We start from the raw sequence: 12026 nt of genomic DNA on the forward strand, positions 1-12026 counted from the left end.
ATTGTTCCCATGATGAGTGGGGCAAGCGGGGCAAACTGCCGCGTGACCACGGCGACGTAAGGAGAAGGACGACGTGGACATAGCTTTGGCGCCGGAGACCTTGGCGCGATGGCAGTTCGGCATCACCACCGTCTACCACTTCCTGTTCGTCCCGCTCACGATCTCGCTCGCCGCGCTGACGGCCGGCCTGCAGACCGCGTGGGTACGGACGGAGAAGGAGAGGTACCTCAGGGCGACGAAGTTCTGGGGCAAGCTCTTCCTGATCAACATCGCGATGGGTGTCGTGACCGGCATCGTCCAGGAGTTCCAGTTCGGCATGAACTGGTCCGCCTACTCCCGCTTCGTGGGCGACGTCTTCGGTGCCCCGCTCGCGTTCGAGGCCCTCATCGCCTTCTTCTTCGAGTCCACCTTCATCGGGCTGTGGATCTTCGGTTGGGACAAGCTGCCGAAGAAGCTCCACCTGGCCTGCATATGGATGGTCTCGATCGGAACGGTCCTGTCGGCGTACTTCATCCTCGCGGCCAACTCCTGGATGCAGCACCCCGTCGGCTACCGGATCAACAAGGCGAAGGGCCGCGCCGAACTCACCGACTTCTGGCACGTCCTGACCCAGAACACCGCGCTCGCCCAGGTCTTCCACACCCTGTCCGCGTCCTTCCTCACCGGCGGTGCCTTCATGGTCGGTATCGCGGCCTACCACCTGCTCCGCAAGAAGCACATCCCCGTGATGAAGAGCTCGCTGCGGCTCGGACTGGTCACCGTCGTCATCGCCGGCCTGCTCACCGCGGTCAGCGGTGACGTCCTCGGCAAGGTCATGTTCAAGCAGCAGCCCATGAAGATGGCCGCCGCCGAGGCCCTGTGGGACGGTCAGAACTCGGCGCCCTTCTCGATCTTCGCGTACGGCGACGTCAGCAAGGGCCACAACTCCGTCGAACTGTCCGTTCCCGGCCTGCTGTCCTTCCTGGCCGACGACGACTTCACCTCGTACGTCCCCGGCATCAACGACACCAACAAGGCCGAACAGCAGAAATACGGCCCAGGGGACTACCGTCCCATCATCCCCGTCACCTTCTGGGGCTTCCGCTGGATGATCGGCTTCGGCATGGCGTCCTTCGCCATCGGCCTGGCCGGGCTGTGGCTGACCCGCAAGAAGTTCCTGCTGCCGCAGCACCTGCGGGTCGGTGAGGACGAGGTGCCGCATCTGGTCCTGTTCAGGAACAAGGCACTCGGCCCGACGCTCACCACCTGGTACTGGCGCATCGCGATCTGGACCCTCGCCTTCCCGCTCATCGCCAACTCCTGGGGCTGGATCTTCACCGAGATGGGCCGTCAGCCATGGGTCGTCTACGGCGTGCTGCGCACTCGTGACGCCGTCTCCCCCGGTGTCTCCCAGGGTGAGGTCATCACGTCGATGACCGTGTTCACCGTGCTCTACGCGATCCTCGCCGTCGTCGAGGTGAAGCTGCTGACGAAGTACGTCAAGGCCGGACCGCCCGAACTCACCGAGTCCGATCTCAACCCGCCCACCAGGCTCGGCGGCGACTCCACGGACGCCGACAAGCCGATGGCCTTCTCGTACTAGGCCGAGGGAGCGCTCACACCATGCAACTTCAAGACGTCTGGTTCGTCCTCATCGCGGTCCTCTGGATCGGCTACTTCTTCCTGGAGGGCTTCGACTTCGGGGTCGGCATCCTCACCAAGCTGCTGGCCCGCAACCGCCCCGAGCGGCGAGTGCTGATCAACACGATCGGTCCGGTCTGGGACGGCAACGAGGTGTGGCTGCTCAGCGCGGGCGGCGCCACGTTCGCCGCCTTCCCCGAGTGGTACGCCACACTCTTCTCCGGCTTCTACCTGCCGCTGCTGGTCATCCTGGTCTGTCTGATCGTGCGCGGTGTCGCCTTCGAGTACCGGGCGAAGCGGCCCGAGGAGAACTGGCAGCGGAACTGGGAGAACGCGATCTTCTGGACCTCGCTGATCCCGGCGTTCCTGTGGGGCGTGGCCTTCGCCAACATCGTGCGGGGTGTGAAGATCGACCAGCACCTGGAGTACGTGGGCAGCGTCTGGGATCTGCTCAATCCGTTCGCCCTCCTCGGCGGCCTGGTCACGCTGACCCTGTTCACCTTCCACGGGGCGGTGTTCACCGCACTGAAGACCGTCGGGGACATCCGGCAGCGGGCACGGAAGCTGGCCCTGGGCGTCGGGTTGGTGACCGCCGGGCTGGCGCTTCTCTTCCTCGCCTGGGCCCAGATCGACCAAGGGGACGGCAAGAGTCTGGTCGCCCTGGTCGTGGCGGTGGCCGCGCTCGTCGCGGCGCTCGTGGCCAACCAGGCAGGGCGCGAGGGATGGGCGTTCGCGTTCTCCGGCGTCACCATCGTGGCCGTGGTCACCATGCTGTTCCTGACGCTCTTCCCGAATGTCATGCCGTCCACGCTCAACGGGGACTGGAGCCTGACGGTGAGCAACGCCTCGTCGAGCCCCTACACCCTGAAGATCATGACCTGGTGTGCCGGGATCGCCACGCCGATCGTCCTTCTCTATCAGGGCTGGACCTACTGGGTGTTCCGCAAGCGCATCGGCACCCAGCACATCGCCGCCGACACTTCCGTCGGTGCCGTGCACTGAATCTGGTAGGGCGGGGCGTTTCACGTGAAACATCCCGCCCGGGCCGAAGGGCATGTTTCACGTGAAACCGATCGATCCACGACTGCTCCGCCACGCGCGGGCCACACGCTTCTTCCTCGGGGCGGTCATCGGCCTGGGGGTCATCGGCGCGGCCCTGGTCATCGCCGAGGCGATGCTGATCGCCGAGGTGGTGGTCGGCGCCTTCCAGCACCACCACACGATCACCGAACTCCGCACCCCTCTGTTGCTTCTGGTGGCCGTGGCGGTCGGACGCGCCCTGGTGTCCTGGCTCACCGAACTCTCCGCCCACCGCGCGAGCGCGGCGGTGAAGTCGGAACTGCGGACGAGGCTGCTGGAGCGAGCCGGGGCCCTCGGTCCCGGGTGGCTCAGCGGACAGCGGACCGGTTCGCTGGTCGCTCTGGCCACGCGGGGTGTCGATGCCCTCGACGACTACTTCTCGCGCTATCTGCCGCAGTTGGGGCTCGCGGTGGTGGTGCCGGTGGCAGTGCTGGCGCGGATCGTCACCGAGGACTGGGTGTCGGCGGCGATCATCGCCGGCACGCTGCCTCTGATCCCCCTCTTCATGATGTTGATCGGCTGGGCGACACAGTCGCAGATGGACCGTCAGTGGCGGTTGTTGTCGCGGCTGTCCGGGCACTTCCTCGACGTGGTCGCCGGGCTGCCGACGCTCAAGGTATTCGGCCGGGCCAAGGCTCAGGCCGAGTCGATCAAGCGGATCACCGGCGAGTACCGGCAGGCGACCATGCGGACGCTGCGCATCGCCTTCCTGTCGTCCTTCGCGTTGGAGCTCCTGGCCACGATCTCGGTCGCGCTCGTCGCCGTCGAGATCGGTATGCGGCTCGTCCACGGGGACATGGATCTGTACATCGGGTTGGTCATCCTGGTGCTGGCGCCGGAGGCATATCTGCCGTTGCGGCAGGTGGGGACGCAGTACCACGCGGCGGCGGAGGGGCTTTCGGCAGCCGAGGAGATCTTCGCAGTGCTGGAGACTTCGGTGCCGCCCTCCGGTGAGCGGCGCCTAGCGGACGGGCCGATCGTCTTCGAGGACGTGACCGTCCGCTATCCCGGGCGGCCGTCCGCGGCGGTGTCCGATGTGTCGCTCACGGTCGCGCCCGGTGAAACGGTGGCCCTCGTCGGACCGAGCGGAGCGGGCAAGTCGACCCTTCTGAGCGTCCTGCTCGGATTCGTGCCGCCCACCGAGGGGCGCGTACGGGTCGGGGGAGTCGATCTCGCCTCGGCCGATCTGGAGGAGTGGCGCTCACGGATCGCCTGGGTGCCGCAGCGTCCCCATCTGTACGCGGGCACGATCGCTGACAACGTCCGGCTGGCGCGGCCCGACGCGGACGACACGGCGATACGGAGGGCGCTGGCCGACGCAGGGGCGCTTTCGTTCGTGGACGCGCTGCCCGAGGGGATCCGCACGATTCTCGGCGAGGACGGAGCGGGCCTCTCCGCCGGGCAGCGGCAACGGATCGCCCTGGCGCGGGCGTTCCTCGCCGACCGGCCGGTGCTGCTACTGGACGAGCCGACGGCGTCCCTGGACGGGGCGACCGAGGCGGAGATCGTGGAAGCGGTGCGCCGTCTCACCGTCGGCCGGACGGTCCTTCTGGTGGTGCACCGCCCGGCACTGCTCCGGCTGGCGGACCGGGTGGTGCGGCTGGAGACGGAGCAGTCCGTCATGGCGGGCCTCCTCGCGCAGGCCGGCCCCGAGCCGCACCTCGCGCAGGCCGGCCCCGAGCCGCCGCGCGCGGAGACGGTGAGCACGCCACCTGCCCAAGGCGAGCCGGCCCACGTACCGCCCCCGGTGAGGCGTGGTGGCGCGCTCGCCCGTGTCCGTGCCATGGCCGGACCCCGTCGTGGGCGGCTCGCCCTCGCCCTGGTGCTCGCGAGCCTCGCGCTCGGCAGTGCGGTGGGGCTGATGGCCACCTCCGGTTGGTTGATCTCGAGGGCCTCCCAGCAGCCGCCCGTGCTGTATCTGATGGTCGCCGTGACGGCCACGCGGACGTTCGGGATCGGACGGGCCGTGTTCCGGTACGCGGAACGGCTGGTGTCACACGATGCCGTCCTGCGCATGCTGGCCGACACCCGCGTCGCCGTCTACCGGCGCCTTGAGCGGCTGGCCCCGGCGGGGCTGCGCACGACCCGGCGGGGCGACCTGCTGTCCCGGTTGGTCGCCGATGTGGACGCGCTGCAGGACTACTGGCTGCGCTGGCTGCTGCCCGCGGGGGCCGCGTTCGTCGTATCGGCGGGTTCCGTCTGCTTCACCGCCTGGCTGCTGCCCGAGGCCGGTGCCGTCCTCACCGTCGGGCTGCTCGCGGCCGGAGTGGGTGTGCCCCTGGTGACGGGGGCCGTGGCACGCCGGGCGGAACGGAGGCTGGCGCCCGCCCGGGGTGTACTGGCGACCCGGGTGGCCGATCTGCTGACCGGAACGGCCGAGTTGACGGTCGCCGGTGCGCTGCCGGCGCGGACCGCTCAGACGCGGCAGGCCGACGCGGTGCTGACCCGCATAGCCTCCCGCGCCGCCACCGCGACGGCACTCGGCGACGGGCTGACCGCGTTGGTCACCGGGCTGACCGTCGCGGCCTCCGCCCTCGTGGGAGCACAGGCCGTCGCCGAGGGGCGGCTCGGCGGAGTGCTCATGGCGGTCCTGGTGCTCACGCCCTTGGCCGCGTTCGAGGCGGTCCTGGGGCTGCCGCTCGCCGTGCAGCACCGCCAGCGGGTGCGCCGGAGCGCCGATCGCGTCCACGAGGTGCTGGACGCCCCGGAGCCCGTACGCGAACCCGAGCGGCCGCAGTCGGCTCCCCCGTCGCCCTTCCCGCTCGTCCTGGAGGGGCTCACCGCCCGCTACGACGGGCAGCGGCGGGACGCCCTGAGCGGCTTCGACCTCACCCTCGAACAAGGCCGTAGGGTCGCCGTGGTCGGCGCCTCCGGCGCGGGCAAGACGACCCTCGCGCAGGTCCTGCTGCGGTTCCTGGACGCGGGTGCCGGGTCGTACACGCTGGGCGGCACGGACGCCCACGCGCTCGACGGCGACGACGTACGGCGCCTGGTCGGACTCTGTGCGCAGGACGCCCACTTCTTCGACAGCTCGGTGCGGGAGAACCTGCTGCTCGCGCGGAAGGACGCGAGCGAGGCGGAACTGCGGGACGCCCTCGCACGGGCCCGGCTCCTCGACTGGGTGGAGGGGCTGCCCGCCGGCCTGGACACCCTGATCGGCGAGCACGGCGCCCGGCTGTCCGGCGGTCAGCGGCAGCGGCTGGCCCTGGCCCGCGCCCTGCTGGCCGACTTCCCCGTCCTGATCCTGGACGAGCCCGCGGAACACCTCGACCTGCCGACGGCGGACGCGCTCACCGCGGACCTGCTCGCCGCCACCGAGGGCCGTACCACCCTGCTGATCACCCACCGGCTGGCCGGACTTGAAGGGGTCGACGAGGTGATCGTCCTCGCGGAGGGCCAGGTGGTCCAGCGGGGTGGCCATGCGGAGCTGGCGGCGGTGGAGGGGCCGTTGCGGGAGATGCTCGAACGGGAGGCCGCGGGGGACCTGCTGGGAGCCGGATGAGGGATGCCACTGGGCCGTCCGTGGCCGGCCGTTCCCCCAGCCGCAGGACCTCAACAGGACCGGGGCCGCGACACGGGCCACGATCGTTGACATGCATTCACCCTGTCGGCGAGCCTTGCTCGTTTCGGTTGTGCTGTCCGCGTTCACAACGCTTCCGGCCTGGCCCACCGTGGCCGGGGGCGCGACGGTGGGCGACGGTGCCGATTCCTCCGCCGCCCTACGGGTGGCGCGCCTGTACGACGAAGCCGCCGTGGTGGCACGGCAGTACGAGGCCGGGCTCCGGGAAGCCGAGAAGCAGCGTGCCCGAGCGCGGCGTGACGAGAGACTCCTCATACGGGAACGCCGGCTGGGCGCGGCACTCCGCAAGGATCCGGTCCTGATCGCGCGCGCCGAGTACCACCAGAGCTTCGCTCCCCCCTATGTGCCGCAGACGCTCATCCCCGACGCCGCACTGGAGTTGATGCGAAGTCAGCGCTCGCTCACTCGAGGGGATCGGGCCGCCGCGAACGCGGTCGTCGGTATCCACCGGGTGGAGGACCGCCTCACCGCAGATCTGGCCGAGGCGTCGGCGCAGGCGCGGCGGCTCCAGACACGGAAAGCCGAACTGGCGAACAGAAGGCGGACGCTTCAGGCGAAACTGGAGGAGGCACGGCGGGTCCTGCAGAGGCAGGCCGACGCGATCGCCGCCACGGGATCGTGCCGGGGTGCCGTCCATCTGGGCCGGCCGCGGCAGAGAACCCATCGCGCCTGGGGGACGCCGGTGGAGTCGTACAGACTGTCCGCTCCGTTCGGCAGCGGAGGCGACCACTGGGCGCACCGGCACACCGGCCAGGACTTCGCGGTCCCCATCGGGACACCGGTGCGGGCCGTCGGCGCCGGAAAGGTGGTGCGGGTGGCGTGCGGCGGCGCCTTCGGGATGGAGGTCGTCATCCAGCACCCGGACGGCTACTTCACCCAGTACGCCCATCTCGCCGCGGTCACCGTGGACCAGGGAGAACCGGTGGCCACGGGCCAGTGGATCGCCCAGTCCGGCACGACGGGCAACTCGACCGGTCCGCACCTGCACTTCGAGGTACGGGTCACTCCGGAATGGGGGTCGGGCATCGATCCGGTGCCGTGGCTGACGGCACGGGGCGTACGACTCTGAGAGCCGTGCGCGAGGAGACCGCCGCCCGAGGCACGGCCCTGGCGATCTGCGACCGCCGGTGACCTACGACCGCTCCGCGAGGATCTGCTCGATCACCACGGCCACGCCGTCGTCGTTGTTGGCGACCGTCCGCCCCGACGCGGCGGCGATCACGTCCGGGTGGGCGTTGGCCATCGCGTAGGACTGTCCCGCCCAGGTGAGCATCTCCACGTCGTTCGGCATGTCGCCGAAGGCGACGACCTCCTCGTGGGAGATGCCGCGCTCGGCGCAGCACAGCGCGAGGGTGCTCGCCTTGGAGACGCCAGGGCCGCTGATCTCCAGCAGGGCGCTGGGGCTGGACCGGGTGATGGTGGCGCGGTCACCGACGGCCAGGCGGGCCAGGGTGAGGAAGGCGTCCGGGTCCAGCTGCGGGTGGTAGGCGAGGATCTTGAGCACCGGCTCGCGGGCGCCGGGGGCGTCCGGGCCCAGCAGCCCCTCGGCGGGTGCGAGCAGGTCCGGGATCTCCATGTGCAGCTTCGGGTACGCCGGCTCCTGGTAGAAGCCGTACGTCTGCTCGACGGCGTACACCGTGCCGGGTGCGGCGTCCCGCAGCAGCCGTACGGCGTCGAGCGCGTTCTCCCGGGCCAGCTCGCGGACCTTGACGAAGCGGTGGGCGCCGGGGCCGCCGTGCAGGTCGACCACGGCCGCCCCGTTGCCGCAGATCGCCAGTCCGTGACCGTGGACGTGGTCGCTGACGACGTCCATCCAGCGGGCGGGCCGCCCCGTGACGAAGAACACCTCGATGCCGGCCTCCTCGGCGGCGGCCAGCGCGGCGACGGTCCGCTCGGAGACCGACTTGTCGTCGCGCAGCAGAGTGCCGTCGAGGTCGGTCGCTATCAGCCGGGGCGGGAGGGCGGAGGCCGGGGTCTCGGACTGTCGGGTCGCTGAGGTCACCGGGCCATTCTGGCGCATATGCCCGCACGGCCGTGCGGGACCCCGCACACCTGAGTGGTGACACTGCTCACCAGTGCCGTCACGTCGCGTCCTGCTCAGCCCAGCTGCGCCGGGGCCTCCAGGGCGATCTGCTCGAAGACCTTCTCGTCCGCCGCGAAGTCGGAGTCGGGGATGGGCCAGTGGATCACGATGTCGGTGAAGCCCAGTTCCGCGTGCCGGCCGGCGAAGTCGACGAACGCGTCCAGGGACTGGAGCGGACGGCCACGGTCCGGAGTGAAGCCGGTGAGCAGGACCTTGTCGAGTTCCGTCACGTCACGGCCGGCCGTGACGCAGGCGTCGGCCAGCTTCTCGCTCTGCGCGCGCAGAGCCCGCAGCGACTCCTCCGGGGTGCCGGTCTCGTACAGCTTCGGGTCGCCGGTCGTCACCCACGCCTGACCGTAGCGGGCGGCGAGCTTCAGGCCGCGCGGGCCGGTCGCGGCGACCGCGAAGGGCAGCCGGGGTCGCTGCACGCAGCCCGGGATGTTGCGCGCCTCGTGCGCGGAGTAGTGCGTCCCCCGGTGGGTGACGGAGTCCTCGGTGAGCAGCCGGTCGAGCAGCGGTACGAACTCGCCGAACCGGTCGGCGCGCTCACGCGGGCTCCACGGCTCCTGGCCGAGCGCGGTGGCGTCGAAGCCGGTGCCGCCCGCCCCGATGCCCAGCGTGATCCGGCCGCCGGAGATGTCGTCCAGGGAGATCAGCTCCTTGGCGAGGGTGACCGGGTGCCGGAAGTTCGGCGAGGTGACCAGGGTGCCGAGGCGCAGCCGGTCGGTGACGGCGGCCGCGGCCGTCAGTGTCGGCACGGCTCCGAACCAGGGGCCGTCGCGAAAGGACCGCCACGACAGGTGGTCGTAGGTGAACGCGGTGTGGAAACCGAGCTGCTCCGCACGCTCCCAGGCGGAACGCCCGCCCTCGTGCCAGCGGACGTAGGGCAGGATCACGGTGCTCAGACGCAGACTCATGCGTCGAGCGTAAGGGAGCCGGGGAGTGGCCGTGGCTGAGATTGATCAGAAAAGCCCGGGAATCGCAGTCACGAGTCAGTTTTTCTCTGGGAAACGCAGGTATTGAGGCGGTACGGCCTTGGTGAGCCACACTCCGTTCTCGCTGACATGGAAGACATGACCGGCGCGGTGCATGGCGCCGGCGTCCACGGCCAGCACCACCGGGCGGCCGATGCGGGCGCCGACGCGGGTGGCGGTCTCGCGGTCCGGGGAGAGGTGCACATCGTGCCGGCCCATGGGCCTCAGGCCCTCGGCACGGATCGCGTCCAGGTTGCGGGCCACGGTCCCGTGGAAGAGGTACGCGGGCGGGGTCGCCGGGGGCAGCCCCAGGTCGACGTCGACGCTGTGGCCCTGGCTGGCGCGGATGCGGGTGCCCTCGATCGCGAAGCGCTTCTTGTCGTTGGTGGCGACCACCCGGTCCAGTTCCTCGCGGGTGATCGGGAAGCCGTGGGCGGTCGCCGCGGCGAGCAGCGTGTCGATCTCCACCCAGCCGCCGTCCTCCAGCCTGATCCCAATGTGTCCCGGATGGTGCCGTAGGTGCCTCGAGAGATACTTCGACACCTTCACGGTACGTCTGTCGTCATTCCTTTCCGTCATCTTTCCAGCCTGCGGGAGAGACGGGGATCACGCACTTGATTTCGTCCCTGATGTTTGATCCACAAGCAACCCGGGTTATCCACAGGGAAATTGGCGGCTCTGTGGACAACTGGCGGGCATCTCACCAGTGTTCGCCAAGTGCATCGGGCAGGCAGTCGACTTGCACAACCGACCCATGAGGAACGTTGGTTCGCCAACTCCCTTGTCAGCCGGTCACAGTGGCGGATCGATCCGTGCGATCGCGCGCAACACCCCCGGCGCGATGCGGGACAACAGTCGCGCGCTCCGTGCTTCCGGGGTGACCGGTACGACCGCCTGGTTGCGGACCACCGCCCGCAGCACCGCGTCGGCGACCCTCTCCGGTCGGTAACCACGCAGGCCGTACAGCATGTTTGTCCTCTTCCGCCGTCGCCTCTCCTCCTCCGCGTCCACGCCCACGAACCGCGCCGTCGACGTGATGTCCGTGTGGACGAAGCCGGGACAGATCGCCGACACCCCGACGCCCTGCCCGGCCAACTCCGCACGCAGGCACTCGCTGAGCATCAGGACGGCCGCCTTGGACGTGCTGTAGGCCGGCAGTACCTTCGACGGCTGGTACGCGGCCGCCGACGCGACGTTGACGATGTGGCCGCCCTGACCACGCTCGGCCATCTGTTTGGCGAACAACCGGCAACCGTGAACAACCCCCCACAAGTTGACGTCGAGGACCGTGCGCCAGTCCTCGGCGGTGGTGTCGAAGAACGAGCCGGACAGACCGATCCCGGCGTTGTTCACCAGGACGTCCACCACCCCGTACACGGCGGAGACCCTCTTGGCGAGCTTCTCCATCGCCTGCTCGTCGGAGACGTCGACCGTCTCCGCCCAGGCCTCCGGAGCACCGCCGCGCCGGGCCAACTCGGCTGTCCGGGCGGCGCCTTCGCCGTTCCGGTCGACCGTCACCACCCGCGCTCCGGCCTTGGCGAACGCGACCGCCGTGGCCCGCCCGATACCGCTGCCCGCTCCCGTCACCAGCACGAGCTGTCCGCCGAACCGCTCCGCCTACCGCCCGTTTCCCACGGGCGCCGACCGGCCGTTGTCCACGGCCGTCACGAACTCCGCGATCCAGGCGGACACTTGGCCGGGCCGGGTGCGCGGGATCCAGTGCTTGTCCGGAAGTGTGCGGCGGATCAACCGCGGTGCCCACCGGTCCAGTTCGTCGTAGAGGTGCTCCGACAGGAACGCGTCCCCCAGTGGCGTGATGAGCTGTACGGGCGCGTGCGCGTATGCGTCGGGGCGCGGGTGGCGCAGCCTGGGCCGTACGTTGTCCCGGTACAGCCAGGCGCCGTTGGCCGCGTCCATGGGGAGCGACGGGGTCGGGTAGTCGCCGCCGGGCAGCCGCTCGGCGCGCCGCAGGATTCCGGGCCAGCGTCTGCCGAGTGGTCCGCGCCAGGCCAGCTCCGGCAGGGCGGGGGTGTGCAGCAGGTAGACGTACCAGGACCTGGCGCCCTGGCCCAGCAGCCGGCCGACGCGGCGCGGGGTCGGCCGGCGGACGCACCGCTTGATCCACTGTCCGAGGTGGTCGAGGGACGGCCCCGACATCGATGTGAACGACGCGACCCGGCCCTCGGTGCGGCCGGCGGTGACGAACTCCCAGCCCTGCACCGAGCCCCAGTCGTGCCCCACCAGGTGCACCGGCCGGCCGGGACTGACCGCGTCGGCGACCGCCAGGAAGTCGTCCGTCAGCTTCTCCAGCGTGAATCCGCCGCGCAGCGGCTTGGGCGCCGTCGACCGGCCGTGGCCACGGACGTCGTAGAGCACGACGTGGAAGCGGTCGGCGAGGCGGGGCGCCACCTCGGACCAGACCTCCTTGCTGTCCGGGTAGCCGTGCACGAGCACCACCGTGGGCCGCGCCGGATCGCCCAGCTCGGCCACGCACAGTTCGATCCCTCCCGTCCGCACCCGGCGCTCGCGCGCCCCCGTGAGAGCCACTCGTCCCTCTCTTCCGTCACTCGCACCTGGTGTGTCACGTCACACCGGCGAATGTGGCACTTGTTAGAGGTGGCGTCAACAGCGGCCCCGCGGCCTGTGGAAAACCACCGTGATGCGAACAATGCGCCGTCCATCTCGCGCC

General features: G+C 70.2%; 7 protein-coding genes and 1 pseudogene. 4 read left to right on the forward strand and 4 right to left on the reverse strand.

All coding sequences use genetic code 11. The annotated features are described in order from the left end of the window. Positions 1-73 precede the first annotated feature (73 nt). The 4 genes from ACFYZE_RS05955 to ACFYZE_RS05970 all read left to right on the forward strand — a co-directional run bounded on the left by ACFYZE_RS05955 (position 74) and on the right by ACFYZE_RS05970 (position 7349). Positions 74-1582 carry a cytochrome ubiquinol oxidase subunit I gene (locus ACFYZE_RS05955; RefSeq protein ID WP_388989176.1) on the forward strand — a complete coding sequence of 503 codons (1509 nt, stop codon included), beginning with the start codon at positions 74-76 and terminating at the stop codon, positions 1580-1582. Between the two features lie 20 nt (positions 1583-1602). Then, entirely contained in the window at positions 1603-2622 is a 1020-nt protein-coding gene (gene cydB, locus ACFYZE_RS05960) for a cytochrome d ubiquinol oxidase subunit II (protein WP_388989179.1), read from the forward strand. Between the two features lie 52 nt (positions 2623-2674). Beyond that, positions 2675-6202 carry a thiol reductant ABC exporter subunit CydD gene (gene cydD, locus ACFYZE_RS05965; protein WP_388989182.1) on the forward strand — a complete coding sequence of 1176 codons (3528 nt, stop codon included), beginning with the start codon at positions 2675-2677 and terminating at the stop codon, positions 6200-6202. A 115-nt stretch (positions 6203-6317) separates the two neighbouring features. Continuing rightward, complete coding sequence (locus ACFYZE_RS05970; protein WP_388989185.1) at positions 6318-7349, forward strand: peptidoglycan DD-metalloendopeptidase family protein; 1032 nt, start codon at positions 6318-6320, stop codon at positions 7347-7349. A 63-nt stretch (positions 7350-7412) separates the two neighbouring features. On the opposite strand, the gene ACFYZE_RS05975 is transcribed toward ACFYZE_RS05970, so the two are convergent. The 4 genes and pseudogenes from ACFYZE_RS05975 to ACFYZE_RS05990 form a co-directional block, all read right to left on the reverse strand. Continuing rightward, on the reverse strand, positions 7413-8300 hold the full coding sequence (locus ACFYZE_RS05975; protein ID WP_388989188.1) for an HAD hydrolase family protein: 888 nt from the start codon (positions 8298-8300) through the stop codon (positions 7413-7415). 77 nt (positions 8301-8377) lie between these two features. Further along, positions 8378-9280 (reverse strand): LLM class flavin-dependent oxidoreductase, encoded by a 903-nt coding sequence (locus ACFYZE_RS05980; protein ID WP_388989191.1) that lies wholly within the window; start codon positions 9278-9280, stop codon positions 8378-8380. Between the two features lie 75 nt (positions 9281-9355). Continuing rightward, positions 9356-9916: an RNA 2'-phosphotransferase gene (locus ACFYZE_RS05985; RefSeq protein ID WP_388989194.1), complete on the reverse strand. Its 561-nt coding sequence runs from the start codon at positions 9914-9916 to the stop codon at positions 9356-9358. A 213-nt stretch (positions 9917-10129) separates the two neighbouring features. Continuing rightward, positions 10130-11884: pseudogene (locus ACFYZE_RS05990) on the reverse strand (SDR family oxidoreductase). Positions 11885-12026 lie beyond the last annotated feature (142 nt).

The organism is Streptomyces sp. NPDC001796 (assembly GCF_042892355.1).
Lineage (GTDB): Bacteria > Actinomycetota > Actinomycetes > Streptomycetales > Streptomycetaceae > Streptomyces.

Bases quoted from the DNA above. Each gene is read 5' to 3' on its own strand.
- cydB (WP_388989179.1), top strand. From the start codon at position 1,603: ATGCAACTTCAAGACGTCTGGTTCGTCCTCATCGCGGTCCTCTGGATC.
- cydD (WP_388989182.1), top strand. From the start codon at position 2,675: ATGTTTCACGTGAAACCGATCGATCCACGACTGCTCCGCCACGCGCGG.
- ACFYZE_RS05975 (WP_388989188.1), bottom strand. From the start codon at position 8,300: ATGCGCCAGAATGGCCCGGTGACCTCAGCGACCCGACAGTCCGAGACC.
- ACFYZE_RS05980 (WP_388989191.1), bottom strand. From the start codon at position 9,280: ATGAGTCTGCGTCTGAGCACCGTGATCCTGCCCTACGTCCGCTGGCAC.
- ACFYZE_RS05985 (WP_388989194.1), bottom strand. From the start codon at position 9,916: ATGACGGAAAGGAATGACGACAGACGTACCGTGAAGGTGTCGAAGTAT.